Source organism: Streptomyces sp. NPDC051776, from assembly GCF_040681345.1.
Lineage (GTDB): Bacteria > Actinomycetota > Actinomycetes > Streptomycetales > Streptomycetaceae > Streptomyces.
This window is the reverse complement of record NZ_JBFAYQ010000012.1, coordinates 104483-124281: the sequence shown is the minus strand read 5'-3', so window position 1 is coordinate 124281 and position 19799 is coordinate 104483. Positions and strand designations below refer to the sequence as shown.

At 71.8% G+C, this 19799-nt stretch carries 17 protein-coding genes; 6 read left to right on the top strand and 11 right to left on the bottom strand.

All coding sequences use genetic code 11. From position 1 onward, the window contains the following. Positions 1-181: 181 nt before the first annotated feature. The 4 genes from AB0M26_RS12840 to AB0M26_RS12825 form a co-directional block, all read right to left on the bottom strand. Positions 182-2422 carry a SpoIIE family protein phosphatase gene (locus tag AB0M26_RS12840; RefSeq protein WP_365259057.1) on the bottom strand — a complete coding sequence of 747 codons (2241 nt, stop codon included), beginning with the start codon at positions 2420-2422 and terminating at the stop codon, positions 182-184. A 255-nt stretch (positions 2423-2677) separates the two neighbouring features. Further along, complete coding sequence (locus AB0M26_RS12835; protein WP_365258928.1) at positions 2678-3400, bottom strand: class I SAM-dependent methyltransferase; 723 nt, start codon at positions 3398-3400, stop codon at positions 2678-2680. A gap of 193 nt (positions 3401-3593) precedes the next feature. Further along, the gene (locus AB0M26_RS12830; RefSeq protein WP_365258925.1) at positions 3594-4280 is read right to left on the bottom strand and encodes a DUF402 domain-containing protein; all 687 of its coding nucleotides are present in this window, start codon (positions 4278-4280) and stop codon (positions 3594-3596) included. Between the two features lie 137 nt (positions 4281-4417). Continuing rightward, positions 4418-5818 (bottom strand): class II fumarate hydratase, encoded by a 1401-nt coding sequence (locus AB0M26_RS12825; RefSeq protein ID WP_365258922.1) that lies wholly within the window; start codon positions 5816-5818, stop codon positions 4418-4420. A gap of 109 nt (positions 5819-5927) precedes the next feature. Here AB0M26_RS12825 and AB0M26_RS12820 point away from each other — a divergent pair, with 109 nt between their 5' ends. After that, complete coding sequence (locus AB0M26_RS12820) at positions 5928-7454, top strand: ricin-type beta-trefoil lectin domain protein (protein ID WP_365258919.1); 1527 nt, start codon at positions 5928-5930, stop codon at positions 7452-7454. A 207-nt stretch (positions 7455-7661) separates the two neighbouring features. On the opposite strand, the gene AB0M26_RS12815 is transcribed toward AB0M26_RS12820, so the two are convergent. Beyond that, entirely contained in the window at positions 7662-8792 is a 1131-nt protein-coding gene (locus AB0M26_RS12815) for a hypothetical protein (protein WP_365258916.1), read from the bottom strand. A 598-nt stretch (positions 8793-9390) separates the two neighbouring features. Then, positions 9391-9735, bottom strand: coding sequence for a metalloregulator ArsR/SmtB family transcription factor (locus AB0M26_RS12810; protein WP_365258913.1), 345 nt, complete (start codon positions 9733-9735; stop codon positions 9391-9393). A gap of 102 nt (positions 9736-9837) precedes the next feature. On the opposite strand from AB0M26_RS12810, the gene AB0M26_RS12805 reads away from it, so the two are divergent. Together AB0M26_RS12805 and AB0M26_RS12800 are read left to right on the top strand one after the other, a co-directional pair. Further along, complete coding sequence (locus tag AB0M26_RS12805) at positions 9838-10869, top strand: cation diffusion facilitator family transporter (protein ID WP_365258910.1); 1032 nt, start codon at positions 9838-9840, stop codon at positions 10867-10869. A gap of 136 nt (positions 10870-11005) precedes the next feature. Next, positions 11006-11329 carry a DUF6191 domain-containing protein gene (locus tag AB0M26_RS12800; protein ID WP_365258907.1) on the top strand — a complete coding sequence of 108 codons (324 nt, stop codon included), beginning with the start codon at positions 11006-11008 and terminating at the stop codon, positions 11327-11329. A 344-nt stretch (positions 11330-11673) separates the two neighbouring features. On the opposite strand, the gene AB0M26_RS12795 is transcribed toward AB0M26_RS12800, so the two are convergent. After that, entirely contained in the window at positions 11674-13380 is a 1707-nt protein-coding gene (locus tag AB0M26_RS12795; protein WP_365258904.1) for a fumarate hydratase, read from the bottom strand. Positions 13381-13820: 440 nt separating this feature from the next. Between AB0M26_RS12795 and AB0M26_RS12790 the strand changes: the two genes are divergently transcribed. Beyond that, on the top strand, positions 13821-14519 hold the full coding sequence (locus tag AB0M26_RS12790; RefSeq protein ID WP_365259054.1) for a DUF1707 domain-containing protein: 699 nt from the start codon (positions 13821-13823) through the stop codon (positions 14517-14519). A gap of 150 nt (positions 14520-14669) precedes the next feature. After that, positions 14670-15044, top strand: a complete 375-nt coding sequence (locus AB0M26_RS12785) for a WhiB family transcriptional regulator (protein WP_365258901.1) — start codon at positions 14670-14672, stop codon at positions 15042-15044. An 89-nt stretch (positions 15045-15133) separates the two neighbouring features. Here the strand turns inward: AB0M26_RS12785 and glpX are convergent, their stop codons facing one another. After that, entirely contained in the window at positions 15134-16165 is a 1032-nt protein-coding gene (glpX, locus tag AB0M26_RS12780; RefSeq protein ID WP_365258898.1) for a class II fructose-bisphosphatase, read from the bottom strand. Between the two features lie 233 nt (positions 16166-16398). Here glpX and AB0M26_RS12775 point away from each other — a divergent pair, with 233 nt between their 5' ends. Next, a complete protein-coding gene (locus AB0M26_RS12775; protein ID WP_365259051.1) occupies positions 16399-16914 on the top strand; it encodes a DUF4245 domain-containing protein in 516 nt (171 codons plus the stop codon). Between the two features lie 227 nt (positions 16915-17141). On the opposite strand, the gene AB0M26_RS12770 is transcribed toward AB0M26_RS12775, so the two are convergent. The 3 genes from AB0M26_RS12770 to xseA form a co-directional block, all read right to left on the bottom strand. Further along, on the bottom strand, positions 17142-17735 hold the full coding sequence (locus AB0M26_RS12770; protein ID WP_365258895.1) for a malonic semialdehyde reductase: 594 nt from the start codon (positions 17733-17735) through the stop codon (positions 17142-17144). 362 nt (positions 17736-18097) lie between these two features. Further along, positions 18098-18412, bottom strand: coding sequence for an exodeoxyribonuclease VII small subunit (locus AB0M26_RS12765; RefSeq protein WP_365258892.1), 315 nt, complete (start codon positions 18410-18412; stop codon positions 18098-18100). Positions 18413-18447: 35 nt separating this feature from the next. Beyond that, positions 18448-19656 carry an exodeoxyribonuclease VII large subunit gene (xseA, locus tag AB0M26_RS12760; protein ID WP_365258889.1) on the bottom strand — a complete coding sequence of 403 codons (1209 nt, stop codon included), beginning with the start codon at positions 19654-19656 and terminating at the stop codon, positions 18448-18450. Positions 19657-19799 lie beyond the last annotated feature (143 nt).

The following is a 19799-nucleotide window of genomic DNA, read 5'->3' as shown; positions in this document are numbered from 1 at the left end:
CGCTCCCGGCCGCGTACGGCCGGTGTCCGCAACCGGCTCCCTGCGGACCCCGATCGTCCGCCGTGACCTCGCGGGGCCGCCGCCGGCCGGGCGTGCGACCGGGCCGCCGCGGTCATGAGCGCAGGACCGCGACGGCCCGGGTACAGGGGTCCGGCGAGGGCCGGCTCAAGGCCGGCATGCCTCAGCCGCGGGGCGGGCTGCCCAGTTCGAACCACACCACCTTGCCGGTGCTCAGCCGGGTCGCGCCCCAGCGCCGCGCCAGCTTGTTGACCAGGTACAGCCCGCGCCCGCCCTCGTCCGAAGGTCGGGCCTGACGCAGCCGTGGCAGCTGCGGCACGTCATCACCGACCTCGCAGCGCAGCACGTCCGTACGGAGCAGGCGCAGCGTGATCGGTCGCTCCGCATACCGCACGGCGTTGGTCACCACCTCGCTGATGAGCAGCTCGACGGAGTCGCTGAGGTCGGCGAGACCCCAGCGGTCCAGCGCTCGGCGGGCCAGCCGGCGCGCCTTGCCCGGCGCCTGCTCGGTCGGGTCCAGGAACCAGTACGCGACGTCGCTCGGGGCAATCCCGTCGAACCGGGCGGCCAGCAGTGCTATGTCGTCGTCCCGGTCGCCCGGGCCGAGCATGTCGAGCACCTCGTCGCACAGCGGCTCCAGCGGCGGCGGGTGGTCCGGCCCGGTGAGCCGGGCCGTCGCCGTCAGCTTCTCGCGGAGCTGTTCTATCCCGGTCCACACGTCGCGCAGCCGGGACTCGACGAGTCCGTCGGTGTAGAGCAGCAGCGTGGCGCCCGCGGGAGCGTCCAGTTCCACGGCCTCGAAGTCGACCCCGCCGACGCCGATCGGGGCGCCCGGCGGTACGCGCAACACCTCGGCCCGACCGCCCAAGTGCAGCAGCACGGGCGGCGGATGACCGGCGTTGGCCACCATGATGCGGTGCGCCACCGGGTCGTAGACCGCGTAGAGGCACGTGGCCATCCGGTCGCTGCCCAACCGCTGCGCCTGCTCGTCGAGATGGTGCAGCACTTCCTGCGGCGGCAGATCGAGCCCGGCCAGGGTCTGGGCGGTCGTACGCAGCTGGCCCATGATCGCGGCGGAGGTCATGGAGTGGCCCATGACGTCGCCGACGACGAGGGCGACCCGGCTGCCGGGCAGCGGGATCGCGTCGTACCAGTCGCCGCCCACCCGCGCGGTCTCGGCGGCCGGCAGATAGCGGCTGGCCAGCCGTACGCCGGTGGGCTGCGGCAGAGTCTCGGGAAGCATGGTGCGCTGCAGCGCGTCCGCGATGTACGCCTCACGCCCGTACAGCACCGCCTTGTCGACGCCCAGCGCCGTGTGCGTGGCGAGCTGCGCGGCGACCAGTAGGTCGTCCGCCTCGAAGGCCGGCCGCTCGGGGCGCCGGAAGAAGACGGCCGCGCCGATCACCCGGCGCCGGCCGCGCAGCGGCGCGAGGATCGCGCGCTGGTTGTCCGGGACCGCGTGGTGCGGGCCGAGGAGTTCGGGGAGCGCGGCACGAGCCGCGTCGGAATCGCCGAACACCGGCCGTACGCCGCGCAGGACTTCGGCCAGCGGTCCGCCGGGCCGCACCTCCGCCAGCTCGGCGGCCTGCGGGAACTCGGTCTGCAGATTGAGGGACGGCATCCGGCCGCCGTCGGTGTCCTGCTCCTCGGGAATCCGGTCGGTGCGGCGCAGCCGGAGGACGACCGGGGCGACCGGCCGCTCGTCGCCGACGGGCAGCGGATCGCGGAGGTAGACGAGGATGACGTCGGCGAACGTGGGAACGGTGGCCCGGCACAGCCCGAGCACGATCTCGTCCAGGTCGATGCCGCGGGCGATCCGGCGCGTCGCGGCGCCGACGAACCGCAGTCGGTCCCCCGTACGGGAGGTTGTGCCGGTCTCCCCGTGCGGCCGGTCCGGCACGGGCTCGACCGGGTCCGCCACGGTCTCGGCCCGTCCGCCCAAGCTGGCGGCGCCGGTCATCGGCTCGGACGCGGCCCGCTGGTGGCCGAGCGAACCGCTCGGCTCGGCGGCCTTCGCCCGCGCCGCGCGCCGCGACGAGGCCGTGGCGGTCTTGCGCTCCGGGGCCCGGCGGCTGTCCGCGTCGGTGGGGTGCGGCACTCCCTGCGACGGGTCGGCCGTGGAGGCCGAAGCGCCTGCGCGGCTGCGGCGGTTGGCCACCGAGGACGCCGCGCCGGCGCCGCGCTCCTGGCGCGACGCGCCGCCGCCCTGCGCGCGGCCCGAGCGCCGGGCGGCGCCCCGTGCGGCGTTGCGGTCCGCGCTCGAGGTGTCCGGCTCGGTCGGGTGCGGCGCGCCGCCCCGAGCCGTCTCGGACCGTCCTGCGGGTGCGTCGGGCGCCGCGGGGCTGTGCCCCCGGCCGTCGGCGGCCGCGGCAATGCCGTCGGCCGGCGGCCGGGGCCGGCCTATGGTGCCGTCCCGCTCCGCGGAGCGGCGTGAGGTCCGCCGCCGGCTCCCGGACTCGGGGGCCGGGGAGCCGCTCGCGGCCTGCTGCATGGCGCGGCGCGGGTCGGGGGCGGCCGTGCTGGGGGCATCCTCGTGGTCCCGCGGGGCCTGGCCCGCCGCGGGCGCTGAGGCAGCGGCCTGGCGGCCGCTGTGTGAGGTCGGGTACTCCGTCACGCGTAGGGTTCCATCCGTCCGGGGCTGCGCGTCGGGCGCGCTTGGTCAGGCGCGTCGTCGGCAGTTGAGGAAGAGCTGGATCTCGGGCGGTACGTCCGTGCTGGCCGGGGCGTACGCGTAGCTGTCCTCCCCGGCGACCTCGAATCCCGCATCGAGCACGACCTGGCGCAATTCGTCCCTCACGTAACCGGATACCCGGATCGTGCGGCCCAGGAACGGAATTGCGAAGTCGTCCACATCGGCTTCGACCATCGCCAGGGCGAGGAGCCCCTTCGGCCGCAGCAGTCCGTGCAGCGTACGCAAGGCGTACGGGATCTCCGCACGGGGGAGCATCAGGAGCGAGAAGTAGGCCACGATGCCGTCGAACAGGCCCGGACCCGGCGGTCCTTGGGCCGCCTCCTCCGCCGTGACGGCCGGGTCGGCCAGGTCGGTGAGACCCGGCAGATCCGCCACGTCCGCCACACGGAACTCGGCGCCCGGGACATTGTCGCGGGCGAGCTTGACCATCGTGGGCGACAGGTCGATGCCCATCACCCGGTGCCCGGCCTCGGTGAGCTGCGCCGCAGTGGGCAGCCCGGTGCCGCATCCGACGTCGAGGACGCGCGAGCCCGCGGGGAGCGACTCGGCCAGCCGGCGGCCGGACGTGAGCTGCCCCTCCTTGTGCGGGAACGCGTCGTCGTAGCGGTCCCCGATCGCGTCGAATGCCTCTGCCTGCCCGGTCCGGTCGATCCGTAACCGGTCGTACCCGTCGTAGCCGTCTCCGCTCACGACTTCACCTTTCCACCCTCCAGCACTCCAGATGAGTGTGACGTGTGACTGTGACGTACGGTCAAACCTTTCCGGAGATTCAGGAGTTGTCCCTGTCCCGCGCAGCGCGCAGTCTTGCGGACGACGATCCTACGGTTGGTGTCCAGGGGCACATCAAGGGTCTCCAACGGGAAGATTCCTTCCGCGGGCGGGGTCAGGGCCGCAATCTCGTCGCCCCACTGTCCCAGTCGGCCGGAAGCTCGGGCACCGACCAGGCAGGATCCGGCCGCCAGTTCTCCCAGCCGTCGCGGAACGGGGAGCCCCAGGCGTCGATGAGTTCGATGGCCGCGCGGCCGGCCGCCCGGACGCGTTCGGCCTGCCCGGTGTCCATCAGACCGGCCTGCTGCGCCTGGGCGAACTCGTCCTCGTCCTTCCAGTCCCAACTGCCATCCGGGTGCACGGAGATGTCCAGGAAGTGATCCTCGGAGTCCACGCCGCGTGCCCACCGCCGCAGCGGCTCCTCCAGATTCACGTACCAGTTCTTGAAGCGCCAGCCGTTCTCCCAGAACAGCCAGACGGACCACGGGTCCCCGGGGCGCGCGAGCTTGAGCACACCGGTGCCGAACCACCGCGAGAGGGTGGTGGAGCGCGGCTTGGTGTAGCGGGTGGCCAGCGGTTCGCGGTGCACGGGAGTGCCGTCGCTGAGGACGGGCTTCACACAGACCGTCCCCGGCGCCATCCAGGCCGCGAGCAACTCCGGGGTGTCCTCGACGACGGTGACGGGACGGCAGATGTGGACGCGGTCGGAGCCGTTGCTCCGGTAGCGCCAGAGGATGTGGTCCCCCCGCTGCCAGGATCCCGTCTCCGCCGCGCCCGTCGTTCCCGTGGTCTCCGCTGTCATGGGCAGATCCTAGGTGCGGGACCGTGTTCGCGCCGTGACCCGCGGTACCGGGGGACGTCGCACGGGCCCGGACCGGCCGGGGCTCCGGCCCGCGCGGGCGCGGCGCCGACGGGCTCCTCGGAGCCTCGTCACGGACCCTACGGGCGTGTCATGCGCAAGACGTCCAGAGCATCGTTCAGTTGTTCGGGCGTCAGGTCTCCCCGGTCCACATAGCCCGACTCGAGCACGACCTCGCGGATGGTCTTCCGCTCGGCCAGGGACTTCTTGGCGACCTTCGCCGCCTCCTCGTAGCCGATGTACTGGTTGAGCGGTGTGACGACGGACGGGGACGACTCGGCGTACTGCCGGGCGCGGTCGGCGTTCGCCGTGATGCCGTCCACGGTGCGGTCGGCCAGCAGGCGGCAGGCGTTGGCGAGCAGCCGGACGGACTCCAGCAGATTCCTGGCCATCACCGGGAGCATCACGTTGAGTTCGAAGTTGCCCGAGGCGCCGGCCGTGGTGACCGTGACGTCGTTGCCGATGACCTGGGCGGCCACCATGAGCACCGCCTCGGGGACCACCGGGTTGACCTTGGCCGGCATGATGGAGGAACCGGGCTGGAGATCGGGCAGATTGATCTCGGCGAGCCCGGTGCGCGGTCCCGAGGCCATCCAGCGCAAGTCGTTGGCGATCTTGGTCAGTCCGACCGCGATGGTCCTGAGCTGACCCGACGTCTCCACCAGTCCGTCCCGGGCGCCCTGGGCCTCGAAGTGGTCGCGCGCCTCGGTCAGCGGCAGCCCGGTGACCCGGGCGACCTCGGCGATGACCGCGGCGGAGAAGCCGGGCGGGGTGTTGATGCCGGTACCCACCGCCGTACCGCCCAGGGGGAGTTCGGCGAGGCGGGGGAGCGAGGCGGTGAGGCGCTCGACGCCGTGGCGCATCTGCGCCGCGTAGCCGCCGAACTCCTGACCCAGCGTCACCGGCGTCGCGTCCATCAGATGCGTACGGCCGGACTTCACGACCTCGGCGAACTCCGCCGACTTGCGCTGCAGGGACGCGGCGAGCTGTTCCAGGGCGGGGATCAGGTCGTGGGTGACGGCCGCGGTCGCCGCGATGTGGACGGAGGAGGGGAAGACGTCGTTGGACGACTGGCTGGCGTTGACATGGTCGTTCGGGTGCACGGGAGCGCCGAGGCGCTCGCTCGCGAGCGTCGCGATGACCTCGTTGGTGTTCATGTTGGAGGACGTACCGGAGCCGGTCTGGAAGACGTCGACCGGGAAATGGTCGTCCCAGGCGCCCTCGGCGACCTCCGCCGCCGCTTGGGCGATCGCGGTCGCCAGATCCCGTTCGAGCACGCCGAGTTCGGCGTTCACCCTGGCCGCGGCCGCCTTGATACGGGCCAGCGCCTCGATGTGCGCGCGCTCCAGGCGCTGTCCGGAGACGGGGAAGTTCTCCACCGCCCGCTGGGTCTGCGCACGCCACTTCGCGGCGGCCGGGACCCGCACCTCGCCCATCGAGTCGTGCTCGACGCGGTAGTCGTCCGCGCCTGCGTCGGTCATCGTCACGCACCTCCTGGGATGCACAGCGTTTGTCCGGATCACGATGTTCCCAAGAAGCTCCCCGTGCCAGTAAATACCGCGGGTAACAACAAAAGACACGGGAGGCGCCATGCAACCCAGAAGAACCTGGGTGCGATGCAGCGTCGCGGTCACCGCCGCCCTCGCGGCGGCGCTCGGCGGGTTCACGGCCACGGCACCCGCCGCGGCCGCAGTCACCACCCGCACCGCCACAGCATCGACACCCCTCCCGCCCGACCTCGAGAAGATCCGCGCCACCGAGGCGACGAAGCTCTACGGCCACCCCGCGGAGCGCCCCGTCGACCAGCGCAAGTCCTCCCTGATCTCGCTCGGCGACAGCGAGATCTCCGGCGAGGGCGTCGGGACGTACGAACCCGGCACCAGCGGCCCCGACAACTGGTGCCACCGCTCGCCCGACGCCGCCATCCACCGCACCGGCATCCCGGCCGACGTCACGTACAACGTCGCGTGCTCGGGCGCCGGTACCGACAACATCCGCATCGGCGGCACCAAGCAGCACGCGGACGAACTCGTGCAGAGCGACAATCTGGCCATCAAGGCCCGCAACACCCGCATCAAGATGATCCTGCTCGTCGCCGGCGCCAACGACGACCTGCAGTTCGGGTCCGTGATGACCGACTGCGTCACCCGCTGGTTCCTGTTCCAGGGCGCCTGCGAGCCGAAGTACGCCCCCGGCTGGCAGGCCCGCATCGACGGCCTCGTCCCCAAGGTCGAGCGGACCGTACGGGACCTGCGCACCGTCATGAGCGACGCCGGGTACGCCGACGGCGACTACAAGCTCGTCGTCATGGGCTATCCGAGCCCCATCGGCCCCGACATCCGTGACAACCCCGGCTTCTGGGGCAAGCTCCCCGGTGGCTGCACCGGCTACGACTCGGACGCCGTCTGGGGCCGCAACTACGCCGTGCCCCTCTTCGAACGCGGAATGCGGCAGGTCGCCCAGCGCACCGGGGCGACCTACCTCGACAACTCCCGCCTCTTCCACGGCCACGAGGTGTGCATGGAGGAGACCTGGGCCCGGGGGCTGTGGATCGACCTGACCAACCCATGGCCGCCGGACTCCAACTCCGTACGCCAGTCCTTCCACCCCAACGCCCGCGGCCACGCCGCCTTCGCCTCCTGCCTGACCCAGCTCTACGCGACCGACTGGCGCGAGGCGAGCTGTGCCGACCCCGCGAGCACGAACAAACCGGTGCTGTACGAGGGCGCGTGGGACGACCGGTTCACGCCTCTGAAGAACACCGGCACCGGCGCGTGCGTCGACGTGACCGGGGCGAAGACGGGCAACGGCACCACGGTGACGGGCCACGACTGCCACGGCGGACGCAACCAAGCCTGGTGGTACGAGAGCGGCCGCGGGTCGCTGCGCACCGAACTCACCCACGACCGGTGCCTGGACGTGCCCGACGGCCGCTACGAGGCGGGTGCGGCGCTGGTGCTGTGGAACTGTCACGGCGGCACCAACCAGCAGTTCGCACGGACCGGGGACACGATCCGGCCCGCGGCGTCGACGAGCCTGTGCCTGACGCTGGCGTCGGCACAGGACCGGCTCCGCCTCCAGAAGTGCGACAACTCGGCGAACCAGCGCTTCGCCTAGGCACGTACGGCAGGGGCAGGCCGTACGTACGGCTCGCAACGGGGCGGGCGGCGCATACGCCGCCCGCCTCGGCGCATCGGGCATGTCCGCGGGGCGCATCGGACATGTCCGCCGGGGCGCATGGGGCATGTCCGCGGGGCGCATCGGGCATGTCCGCCGGGGCGCATGGGGCATGTCCGCGGGGGCGCATCCGGCGGCGCCGGTCGGCTACGGAGTCGCCGGGGGCTGATGGGGTGCGGGCGGCTCGGCGGGTGGCGGCGGTTCCGCGGGCTCCTGATGCGGCGGAGGCGGCTCGGCGGGCGGCTGCTCGGCGGGCGGGGGCTCCTCCGCCGGGGCCTCCTCACCGGGCGGCGGTTGCTCGGCGGGCGGCTGCTCACCGGGCGGAGGCTGCTCGGCGGGGGGCTGTTCACCGGGCGGCGGTTCCTCACCGGGCTGCTGACCCGGCGGCTGCTCACCGGGCTGCTGTTCCCCCGGCGGAGGCTGCTCGGCGGGGGGCTGTTCACCCGGTGGGGGCTGGTTCCGTCCCGGCTCCTCGGGCCCCGGCACGTTCGGCGGCTTGGCGGGTTCGCCGGGGGAGTTGTACGCGGTCCATGCCCATGCCCCGGCACCCGCCAGCACCACGACTCCCAGGGCGATCGCGATCCCGACCGCACCCCCGGGGAAGCCGCGGACGACGGCCCCGGCAGCCGATCTCAGCAGGGTGGGCAGGGCGCGTACGGCGTTCTTCCCCACGGTCTTCGCCCAGACCCAGGCAGTCCCCAGACCCTGGAAAATCCTCTGCGCGTTGTTCTTCGCGCTGTTCCACACCGAGTTCCAACCCTGGCGCGCCGTGCTGACCGTCTGGGTGAGGCCACCCCTGGCCTTGTCCACGATGCGCTGGACGAACTGGCCGACCGGACTGTTCACCAGGCGCTGCCAGACCGACGGCTGATCGCCCAGCGCGGCCACTCGCTGCGTCAGCGCCTGGGCGGCCTGGCCCCCGCTCGCACGGAGCCGGGCCATCTCCCTGAGGGCGCTCTGGGTGTCGCGGATGTTGTGGAGTCCCTGCCCGACGGTCCTGATCTCGCCCCTCACGTTTCTCAGTTCCTGGACGAGGCGGCGGCGCTCCACCGCGTCACCCGCGGTGGTGGCCCGTTCCATCTGGTCGGTCAGGGAAGAGAACTGCTGGTTGAGCTTGCCGAGCTGATTCCAGGCGAATCGAGCCCCTTGATCGAGGTTGCGGGAAAGGTCGCTCGCGCCCTGCGAGCCCAGGTGCGCCAGCTCCTGCGTGCCGAGCTTCGTCTCCATCAGCTCGTGCGCGTTCAGCTTTGTGAGGTCGGGAATATTCGGCACCGTCATGATGGAGCCTCGCTCTTCTCGGGCCGTTCGCCGCCGCCGGGTGACCCCGGATGCCCATGCGCCCGGGCCAGGGCGCGGCAAGCGGACCGGCACGGGGCCGGGGGCCGCGGAGGAAGTCCCACGGGAGTCGCGATGTGTGCGGGAGGAAGTCCCACGGGAGTCGCGATGTGTGCGGGAGGGCGTCCGCCCGGTCCCGCCGGGCGGGCCTGAGCCCCCCGCGCGCCGGTGGCCCATCGCGGAATTACGGGCACCGGACAAGCCGTCGGTGGTGTACCGGGGAGCGGAACCCCCCATTGCCGACGCCGCTGCGGACCTATGGCTCCCCTGCTCTCCGGCGGAGGCACTTCCGGAGGTGAGTCGGCCGGCGATCGGGGTGGTGGCCCGAACGGTCGCCCGGACCGGGGACGATCCGACATGAGCGGGTGGGCGAGCGGTGAACGGTAAAGGTCAATGCCGTACAGAGTGCCTACCACCCACACTTCGCCCGGCTCTCGACGCTGTCAAGATCCACAGTCCGTAGTCGCTCGCCCGCGGCCGGTTCCCCGTGGGGCCCCGCCTGCGGGGGGCAGGCAGTCCGGCTGGGACGGGCCGCGGTGCGTCAGTCGTGGGGCGGGAGGCGCCCGATCCGGTGGTCCGCGACGCTCAGGGCCTCCTCGACCAGCCGGCGCAGATGGCCGTGGCCCAGGGCGTAGACCATGCGACGGCCCTCCTTGCGGGTCGTCACCACTCCCGCAAGGCGCAGCCGGGCCAAGTGCTGGCTGACCGCCGGGCGGGCCGCGCCGCATGCCTCGGTCAGCGTCGTCACGTCCGCCTCGCCCTCGGACAGACGGACGAGGAGCGCCAGGCGTGTGCGGTCGGCGAGCAGCGCCAGGACCTCCGCCGCGACGGTCAGGCGTTCGCGGTCATCCGGTATCGGCGCACCATGCGCATGTGATAGGTGCATGCGTGCGTTCATACGCACATAATAGGCGGCGTGAGCCCTGAATCGAGGACCGGGAGGAACGAGATGGCGTTCGGTCGTCCGCATGCCCACACACACCCAGGCGTGCACCCGCACGACCCCGTACACCACCACGCCTCAGGCGGATGGGCGCGGGCGCGGCACCGGATCGCCCACCTTCTCACGCCGCACAGCCACCACGCCTCCGACAAGGTCGACTCCGCGATGGAGACCTCCGCCGAGGGCATGCGAACCCTGTGGATCTCCCTGGGAGTTCTGGCCACGACCGCCGTGCTCCAGGCGGTCGTGGTCGTCCTATCGGGCTCGATCGCCCTGCTCGGCGACACCGTCCACAACGCCGCCGACGCCCTCACCGCCGTACCGCTGGGCATCGCGTTCCTGCTGGGCCGGCGCGCCGCCACCCGCCGCTTCACGTACGGGTACGGGCGCGCCGAGGATCTCGCCGGGATCGTCATCGTGCTGACCATCGCCGGCTCGGCCGTCCTGGCGGGCTGGGCGGCGGTCGACCGGCTGCTCGACCCGCGGCCGGTCGCACATCTGCCCGCTGTCGCCGCCGCGGCCGTCATCGGCTGCGCCGGCAACGAGTGGGTGGCCCGCTACCGCATCCGCACCGGCCGCCGTATCGGCTCCGCGGCCCTCATCGCCGACGGGCTGCACGCCCGTACCGACGGACTGACCTCACTCGCCGTTCTGCTCGGTGCGGGCGGCGCCGCCATCGGCTGGCGGCTCGCCGACCCGATCGTGGGGCTGCTCATCACCGCCGCGATCCTCCTCGTCCTCAAGGACGCGGCCCGCGAGGTGTTCCGGCGCCTGATGGACGCCGTCGACCCCGCGCTCGTGGACGCGGCAGCGGCGGCGCTCCTCCGCGTGCCGGGCGTGGTGGAGGTGGGCGAGCTGCGGATGCGCTGGATCGGGCACCGGCTGCGGGCCGAGGTCGCGATCGTTGTGGACGGCGAACTGAGCGTACGCGCCGCGCACCACGTCGCCGTCGAGGCCGAACACGCCCTGCTGCACGCCGTACCGCGGCTGACCGCTGCCCTGGTGCACGCGGATCCGGCCGCATCGGCCGGCGAACCGGATCCCCACGCGCGTCTGGCGCACCACGCCGCGGCGTAGCGCGCCGGCCCCAGGGGCTACCGTCCGGGGCCGCGGACCGGGATGATCATCACGAACGGCTGGACGGGGGACGGGTCCTGGAAGAAGTCGACAACGTGTTCATCTCACGGCATCACCCGTAGCCGATACTCGGGTCATGGAGTTCGCCGTCTTCATGACCTTGCCCGGACTGGTCATCCTGCTGACCGTCGTGGCCTTCGCGGATCAGCTGCTTCTCCGGGCTGGGCGTGCCGGCCTGTTGCCGTGGCGGAACGGCGCCCGGCAGGGCCAGATATCGGCGACCGGCTTTGAGCAGCTCCACGCGAGCTTCTCGCCGGGGAAGCAAAACGAACTCAAGGAGCGGCAGTCGTCCCTGGTCATGCGGGACGACGAGGAGGACGGGGCGCCACCGAACCGGACGACGACGGTGGACCTGGATGGAGGGGCCGCGGTCGTCCGGATGCCGCGGGCCGACCAGTAGAAGACCGCCCCACTGCGGTGGTGCGCGCCCATCCTTTGACGGGGGCACGGGGTGGCGCGTCGGACGCCGGCCGAAGTACTCGGTGGCCTACCGAGACGCTGGACTTCCCCGACGCGCGCTGCCGACCGAGGCCAGCGCCAGGACATGAGTCGATCACACGGCAGGCCTCATCAGTCGACGCAGGCTCGAGCGTCGATGCGGCGCAGGATGTCACCTGTCGGCGATCGTACAGATGCCGGACGGCGTCCCGGGTCGGCGACTGCTTGTGCCGAGACGACAGAGCCCCCGGCAATTCGTCGAATTCGCCAATGCGCCAGGGGCTCTCCATGGGTGTCGCTGCCGGTCTAGCCCAGGCCCGGACCCCGCACCGGGATGCTGGTGAAGGTCGGCTGAGAAGGTTCCTGCGAGCTGAAGAAATCGTTGCCCTTGTCGTCGACGACGATGAAGGCCGGGAAGTCCTCGACCTCGATCTTCCAGACCGCCTCCATGCCCAACTCCTCGTACTCCAGGACCTCCACCTTCTTGATGCAGTCCTGGGCCAGGCGCGCGGCCGGGCCGCCGATCGAGCCGAGGTAGAAGCCGCCATGCGCTTTGCACGCGTCGGTGACCTGCTTGGAGCGGTTGCCCTTGGCGAGCATGACCTTGGACCCGCCGGCCGCCTGGAACTGCTCGACGTACGCGTCCATGCGCCCGGCCGTCGTCGGGCCGAAGGAGCCGGAGGCGTAGCCCTCGGGGGTCTTGGCGGGGCCCGCGTAGTAGACGGGGTGGTTCTTCAGGTACTCGGGCATGCCCTCGCCCGCGTCCAGCCGCTCCTTGATCTTCGCGTGCGCGATGTCGCGGGCGACGACGAGCGTGCCGGTCAGCGACAGCCGGGTCTTGACCGGGTGCCTGGACAGCTCGGCGAGAACCTCGTCCATCGGGCGGTCGAGGTCGACGGCGACGGCCTCCAGGTCCGGGCCCGCGCCCTTCATCAGCTCCTCGTCGGTCGTCTCCGGCAGGTACTTCGCCGGGTCCTTCTCGAGCTGCTCGAGGAAGACGCCCTCCGCGGTGATCTTCGCGACGGCCTGGCGGTCGGCGGAGCAGGAGACGGCGATCGCGACGGGGCAGGAGGCGCCGTGCCGGGGGAGGCGTACGACCCGGACGTCGTGGCAGAAGTACTTGCCGCCGAACTGCGCGCCGATGCCGATCCTCTGCGTCAGTTCGAAGACCTTCTCCTCCAGCTCCTTGTCGCGGAAGCCGTGGCCGGTGGGGGAGCCCTCCGAGGGCAGCTCGTCGAGGTAGTGCGCGGAGGCGTACTTGGCGGTCTTCAGCGCGTACTCCGCGGAGGTGCCGCCGACGACGATCGCCAGGTGGTAGGGCGGGCAGGCGGCCGTGCCCAGGAGGCGGATCTTCTCCTCGAGGAACTTCATCATGGAGGACTCGTTCAGGACGGCCTTCGTCTCCTGGTAGAGGAAGGACTTGTTGGCCGAGCCGCCGCCCTTGGCCATGAAGAGGAACTTGTACGCGCCGCCGTCGGTCGCGTACAGCTCGATCTGCGCCGGGAGGTTGGAGCCGGTGTTCTTCTCGTCCCACATGGTCAGTGGCGCCATCTGGGAGTAGCGCAGGTTCAGTTCGGTGTACGCGTCGTGGATGCCGCGGGAGAGGGCTTCCTCGTCGCCGCCTTCCGTCAGCACGTTCTGGCCGCGCTTGCCCATGACGATCGCGGTGCCGGTGTCCTGACACATCGGCAGCACGCCCGCGGCCGCGATGTTCGCGTTCTTCAGCAGGTCAAGGGCGACGAACTTGTCGTTCGAGGACGCCTCGGGGTCGTCCAGGATGCGGCGGAGCTGGGCGAGATGGGCCGGGCGCAGATAGTGCGAAATGTCCTTCATTGCCTCGGCCGCCAAGGTGCGCAGAGCCTCCGGCTCGACCTTGAGGAAGGTTCGACCGCCGGCCTCGAAGGTGCTCACGCCCTCCGAGGTCACCAGACGGTACGGCGTGGTGTCCTCGCCCAGGGGCAGCAGGTCCGTGTAGGCGAACGCGGGGCGGGTCGGGCGGGAGACGGGGGCCATCGGGTAAATCCTCACTCGGCAGACGGGCGGCTGGCTTCGATGACAGCGCAGACAAGCGTAGAACGAGCCGGGGCGCCCGAGCCTGTGAGGTAAGGCTCAGTGGCGGGCTGTGCGGGAGACTCCCGCGGCCGGACTCAAGTGCTGCCCCGCAAGGCTTGCCCGCTCGCCGCCCTGCCGTTCGCCGCTTTGCCGCTCGGCCCCTTCCGTTCGCCGCCCTGCCGCTCGCCGCTTTGCCGTTCGCCGCCCCGCCACTCGGCCCCTGCCGTCCGCCGCTTTGCCGATCGGCCGAGTGGGCCCGCTACGAGGCCCATCCGGCGCGCTTGGCCTCCGACTGCACCAGGACGTCTCGCCACCGGACAAACCTTGGCGGGGGCCGGCACTAGTCGCGATCTATCGCGTTTCGGTACCCTGGGCCGGTGAATGAGCCTGAGCAGCAGCCGGTGCGATTGACCAAGCCCGCGACGGCCCCCGCCCGGCCTCTGGCCGAGGGGGAGATCCGCGCGTCCGACGCGGACCGTGACCGGATCGCGGACATCCTCCGTGAGGCCCTCGCCGAGGGGCGGTTGACCCCGGAGGAGCACTCCGACCGGGTCGACGGCGTCTACCGCGCGAAGACGCTCGGCAAACTCGCGCCGCTCATACGGGACTTGCCGACCGGCGCACCGCAAACTCACGCTCCCGGCCCTGCTCGTCCGGTGCCGGGCGGAGTCCCGGCGCCGACCGTGAACCTCGCCGCCGTCTTCAGCGCCTCGGTGCGCCGCGGACGTTGGCGGGTCGGCGGCCGTACGAACGCCTTCGCCTGTTTCGGCAGCGTCGAGGTCGACCTCACCGAGGCGGTCTTCGAGCAGCAGCAGATCGTCATCAACGCGACATCGGTCTTCGGGAGCGTGGAGGTCCGGGTCCCGGAGAACGTGACGCTGCGCGGCTCGGGGACGGGCGTCTTCGGCAGCGTCGAGGTCGACACCCAGGAGTCGGCGGAACCTGGCGCCCCGGTCGTCGTGGTCACGGGTTGGGCGGTCTTCGGCAGCATCGAGGCGCGCCCCAGGAGGGGTAAGCGCCTGCGCGATCTGCACGCCCGCCTCAGGGGTCACTCCCACGATCGGGTGGAGGGTTCGCCGCCCAAACATCTCGGGCACTAGCAAAATGCAACGGTGTGCATAGGCGCGCGCACAGCGGGTAGGGACTGCCCCATCGTCTTCTTGTGCGGCATGGGGGTTGGGAAACGGCCGTGCGATGGGGGAGACGGGCAAGGGTGACTCTTTCGCGAATGCCGTCGTCAGGAGTAGACCGTGCTGCAACCGCCGCATCAGCCCCTGCAGGCCGCCGTGCCGCCGCAGCGCATCCCCGCTCGGGGTCAAGCGGGGCCCTGGCACTCGGAGGCCGTGTGCCGCCGCGACGAGGCCGGGCTGTTCTTCGCGCCCTCCAAGGAGCCGACAGCCGCCCGGCTGTCGCGTGAAGAGGCCGCCAAGCGGGTCTGCGCCCGGTGCCCGGTGATGGTCGAGTGCCGGGAGCACGCACTGCTGCAGCCGGAACCGTACGGCGTATGGGGCGGGCTGACCGCGGCCGAGCGCCGGGTCGTGTTGGCCAGGCGCCGGCGTCGGGATGTGGAGCTGCAGAAAGCGGCGCGCTCCGCCGCCGTTCCGCATATCGCAGCGGCCGGGTGACACAGACGCCGGGGGCGCCCCTGCTCCGAGCAGGGGCGCCCCCGGCGTACGCGACGGTTCCCGTCGGCCCGGCGCGGGTCGGCAGCGGCTCAGCGGGCCCGATCGAAGTCGACCGAGCTGTAGGCGCGCAGCTTCGAGAGCCGGTGCGTGGAGTCGATCTTCCGGATCGTGCCGGACTTCGAGCGCATCACCAGCGACTCGGTGCTGGCGGTCTCCGCGCGGTACCGCACACCGCGCAGCAGTTCGCCGTCCGTGATACCGGTGGCCACGAAGAACACGTTGTCGCCCTTGACCAGGTCGTCGGTGTGCAGCACGCGGTCCAGGTCGTGGCCCGCCTCCAGCGCCCGCGCCTTCTCGTCGTCGTCCTTCGGCCACAGCTTGCCCTGGATGGTGCCGCCGAGGCACTTGATCGCGCAGGCGGCGATGATGCCCTCCGGCGTGCCACCCACGCCCATGAGCATGTCAACACCTGTGCTCTCCCGTGCGGCCATGATCGCGCCCGCGACGTCGCCGTCCGAGATGAACTTGATCCGGGCGCCGGTCTCGCGGATCTCCTTGACCAGGGACTCGTGGCGCGGCCGGTCCAGGATGACCACCGTCACGTCCTCCGGCGCGCTGTGCTTCGCCTTGGCGACCCGGCGGATGTTGACCGACGGGGGAGCGGTGATGTCGACGTAGTCGGCGGCCTCGGGGCCGGTGACCAGCTTGTCCATGTAGAAGACGGCGGACGGGTCGAACATCGCGCCGCGGTCGGCCGCGGCGAGGACCGCGATCGCGTTGGGCATCCCCTTGGCCGTGAGCGTGGTCCCGTCGATCGGGTCCACGGCGATGTCGCACTCCGCACCGGTGCCGTCACCGATCCGCTCCCCGTTGTAGAGCATCGGGGCTTCGTCCTTCTCGCCCTCGCCGATGACGACGACGCCGTTCATAGACACGGTGCTGACGAGGGTCCGCATGGCGTTGACGGCGGCTCCGTCCGCGCCGTTCTTGTCGCCGCGGCCCACCCAGCGCCCCGCGGCCATCGCGGCGGCTTCGGTGACCCTGACGAGCTCCAGGGCGAGGTTGCGGTCGGGAGCCTCCGGGCTCACCTCGAGCTGGGACGGCAGAGAATGATCGGTCATCGGAGCGCACCTTTCTGTACGACGACGGCCGGATTGAAGAGGGTGCCTGTGACTTTATCCGCTCATCGCGAATGTGAGCAGAGGGCCCCACGCATGAGCGCTCAGGGGCACGGCGGGAAGTTCGTCGGTGAGGGCGGTCCCGGTGCCGCCTTCGGTGGTGAGGACCGAGTGCCCCGCAGGGGGTGCCGGAATCGTGCCTCCGGGGATGAGGGACCATAGGCGGCGTGGCAGGTATGCGCGGTACCCAGACGGTTCGGGACATGGTCCTCTCGATGGCGGTCATCGGGGTCGTCGTCGCCGGGATCTATCTCTTCATCCCCCACGACCCCTCGAAGGACCCGGTCAAGCGCATCAGCTACCGGGTCGAGCTGGACACGGCACGCCGCGCCGCGCCCTATCCGGTGGCGGCTCCCGAGGGCTTGCCGGGGCCCTGGCGCGCGACCTCGGTCAGGTACGACGGAGGCAACCCGGACGGCGCCGCCTGGCACCTGGGCTTCCTGGACCCCGACGACCAGTACGTGGCGGTGGAGCAGAGCAGCGGCCGGGCGTCGAAGTTCGTGACCAAGGTCAGCCACGGCGCCGAGGCGACAGGCCGGGAGCAGCGGATCGGCGGCGCGAGCTGGGAACGGTACGAGGGGAGGAAATACGACGCGCTGGTGCGGGAGGAGCGCGGCGTGACCACGGTCGTGACCGGCACCGCGTCGTACGGGCAGCTCGCGAAGATGGCGGCCGCGCTCAAGGCGTCGTAGAGGCGCGGGCCGTCGCGGGCACAGGCGCGGGCACAAGCACAGGCGCGGGCACAAGCACAAGCGCGGGCACAGGCGCGGGCACAAGCAGAAGCGCGGGCACAAGCACAAGCGCGGGCGCAGGCGCGGGCACAGGCGCGGGCACGTGAAAGGCCGGAGGGCTCTCGCGAGGCGGAGCCCTCCGGCCTTTCCGCGCGGTTCGTGGCCAGCGGTCGGGGCGACCTGTGGCGTCAGACGGTCGTGACGACCTCCTCGTACGCCAGGCGCGGGCTGCGCTCCTGCCAGGCGTCCACGCCCGGCCTGCCGATGTTCACCACGGCCAGCACCGAGTGGTCGCCCTCGGGAAAGAACTCCTTGTCGATGCCCGCGGCGTCGAAGCCGGTCATCGGGCCCGCCGCCAGTCCGGCGGCCCGGACGCCGATGATGAAGTAGCCGACCTGCAGCGCGGCATTGAAGGAACCGGCCTTCTCGCGGGCCGGGCGCTCACCGAAGAAGACGTCCTTGGCCTGCGGGAACTTCGGGAAGAGCCGGGGCAGCTCCTCGTGGAACTCGTGGTCCGCGGCCAGGACGGCAACGAGCGGTGCGGTGGCGGTCTTCGGCCGGTTGCCTTCCGCCATGTGCCGGACCAGGCGTTCGCGGGCCTCGGGGGAGCGGACCAGCACGATGCGCAGCGGCGACTGGTTGAAGGCGGTCGGCGCGTACTTCACCAGGTCGTAGATCGCCTGGACCTGCTCGTCGCTCACCGGGTCTTCGGTGAAGGTGTTCGCGGTCCTGGCCTCACGGAAGAGGAGGTCCTGCGCGGCGGTGTCGAGGGCGAGGGTCATGGGGGTTCATCTCTCCAGGCTTGCTCGGTGTTCTCTTCTGAGCCCTGTAACCACGCAAGTTGGGTGAGTATTCAACCAGTACGGGATGTGTGATCGGCTTCACAGTGCGGAGTCGCCGTCGATCGGCACTGCCTGTCGGAACCGTACGGGCGGGACGAGCGCCGTACGCGCAAGAACCACCTTCGTACGGGCGGGACGAGCGCGGCGGGCCCGCTGCCGCCGCACCATGTCAGAGGGCCCGCAGCAGCATGTCGCGGCGGGCCCGTCCGCGCCGGGATCACGTCGTATGTGCAGGGCGAGCGTCGTGTGCGGCGGGCGGCCGGGCTGGGCGCGGCGAACGCGCGGGACCGCACGCCTGTCGGTCAGCCGGCGGCGCCGGCACCGTCCACATCATCCTCCCCGGTCTCCCCACTCCCGCCTTCCCCTTCCCCTTCCCCGGACTCCGCCAGGGCCGCGTCCAGCCGTGCCCGCGCACCCTCCAGCCACCGGCGGCAGACCTTCGCCAGCTCCTCGCCGCGCTCCCAGAGCGCGAGGGACTCCTCGAGCGTCGTCCCGCCTGCCTCCAGACGGCGCACGACCTCGATCAGCTCATCCCGCGCCTGCTCATAGCCGAGCGCGCCGTCGGGCGGCGTGGCCGGCCCACCCGCGTCGCCGGCCTTCTCGTCCGTAGTGGTCATGCGTCCAGCCTAGAGGCGGCCTGTGACAGGACCGGTCACGGCGTGACCCGCACCGTGAACTCTCCGTCGGCCACCCGCGCCCGTAGCTTCTCCTCCGCCGTGACCTCGTCCGCGGCCCGGATCACGGTGCCGTCGGGCCGCTGCAGCACCGCGTACCCCCGCTCCAGCGTGGCGGCGGGGGAGAGCGAGACCACCCGGGCGAGGGTGTGCGCCAGCTCCGAGTCGGCCCGGTCCAGCAAGTGCCCCAGCGTTCTGCGGCCGCGGTGGAGCAGGGATTCGACCTGCTCCTCCCGCTCGTCGACCATGCGCTGCGGCCGCTCCATGCAGGGCCGGTGGCATGCGGCGGCCAACCCCCGCTCCTCACGGTCGAGCAGCCCGGTGACGGTGCGCAGCGCCCGCTCGCGGAGCTGCCGGATCCGGGTCAACTCCTCGCCGACGTCCGGCACGACCTTCTTCGCGGCGTCGGTCGGGGTGGACGCGCGCAGGTCGGCGACGAGGTCGAGCAGCGGGGAGTCCGGCTCGTGCCCGATCGCGGAGACCACGGGCGTACGGCAGTCGGCGACGGCCCGTACGAGCTGCTCGTCCGAGAACGGCAGCAGATCCTCAACGCTGCCGCCGCCCCGCGCCACGACGATCACGTCCACCTCCGGCTGCGAGTCCAGGTCCTTCACCGCCTGGACGACCTGAGGCACGGCGTGCACGCCCTGCACCGCGACATTGCGGATCTCGAAGCGGACCGCGGGCCAGCGGTGGCGCGCGTTCTCCAGTACGTCCCGCTCGGCCGCAGAGGCGCGGCCGCAGACCAGACCGATGAGCTGCGGCAGGAAGGGCAGCGTCCGCTTCCGGTCGAGCGCGAACAGCCCCTCCGCCGCGAGCGCCTTCTTGAGCTGCTCCAGCCGGGCCAGCAACTCGCCGACCCCGACCGGCCTGATCTCGGTTGCGCGCAGCGAGAGCTGCCCGCGGGGCGCGTACCACTCGGGCTTGGCGTGCACGACCACCCGTGCGCCCTCGGAGACGATGTCCGCGACCCGGTCGAAGACCAGGCGGTAGCAGGTCACCGAGAGGGAGATGTCGTGCGAGGGATCGCGCAGCGTCAGGAACACCACGCCCGCGCCGGGCCGCCGCGAGAGCTGCGTGATCTGACCCTCGACCCATACGGAGCCGAGCCGGTCGATCCATCCGCCGATCAGCCGTGACACCTGGCCCACGGGGATGGGCGCGTCCGGCGAGGTGTTGAGACCCATACGGGCAGGCTAGTGCCGCCCCCGCCGACACCGCGGCGCGCCCGCCGCCGGCGCCGGCCCGGAGGCTCGACGAACGCCGCGACCGCTACGGCTCGTCCTTCCTCCTCCTCCGCCACCGCCCTCGTACCTCCTCGTCCCCCACC

What these genes read in the sequence shown, in the direction of transcription:
- xseA (WP_365258889.1), bottom strand. Translation starts at nt 19,656, where the DNA reads ATGGGTCTCAACACCTCGCCGGACGCGCCCATCCCCGTGGGCCAGGTG.
- AB0M26_RS12830 (WP_365258925.1), bottom strand. Translation starts at nt 4,280, where the DNA reads ATGACAGCGGAGACCACGGGAACGACGGGCGCGGCGGAGACGGGATCC.
- AB0M26_RS12810 (WP_365258913.1), bottom strand. Translation starts at nt 9,735, where the DNA reads ATGCACCTATCACATGCGCATGGTGCGCCGATACCGGATGACCGCGAA.
- glpX (WP_365258898.1), bottom strand. Translation starts at nt 16,165, where the DNA reads ATGACCGATCATTCTCTGCCGTCCCAGCTCGAGGTGAGCCCGGAGGCT.
- AB0M26_RS12765 (WP_365258892.1), bottom strand. Translation starts at nt 18,412, where the DNA reads ATGACCACTACGGACGAGAAGGCCGGCGACGCGGGTGGGCCGGCCACG.
- AB0M26_RS12825 (WP_365258922.1), bottom strand. Translation starts at nt 5,818, where the DNA reads ATGACCGACGCAGGCGCGGACGACTACCGCGTCGAGCACGACTCGATG.
- AB0M26_RS12820 (WP_365258919.1), top strand. Translation starts at nt 5,928, where the DNA reads ATGCAACCCAGAAGAACCTGGGTGCGATGCAGCGTCGCGGTCACCGCC.
- AB0M26_RS12795 (WP_365258904.1), bottom strand. Translation starts at nt 13,380, where the DNA reads ATGGCCCCCGTCTCCCGCCCGACCCGCCCCGCGTTCGCCTACACGGAC.
- AB0M26_RS12800 (WP_365258907.1), top strand. Translation starts at nt 11,006, where the DNA reads ATGGAGTTCGCCGTCTTCATGACCTTGCCCGGACTGGTCATCCTGCTG.
- AB0M26_RS12770 (WP_365258895.1), bottom strand. Translation starts at nt 17,735, where the DNA reads ATGACCCTCGCCCTCGACACCGCCGCGCAGGACCTCCTCTTCCGTGAG.
- AB0M26_RS12775 (WP_365259051.1), top strand. Translation starts at nt 16,399, where the DNA reads ATGCGCGGTACCCAGACGGTTCGGGACATGGTCCTCTCGATGGCGGTC.
- AB0M26_RS12815 (WP_365258916.1), bottom strand. Translation starts at nt 8,792, where the DNA reads ATGACGGTGCCGAATATTCCCGACCTCACAAAGCTGAACGCGCACGAG.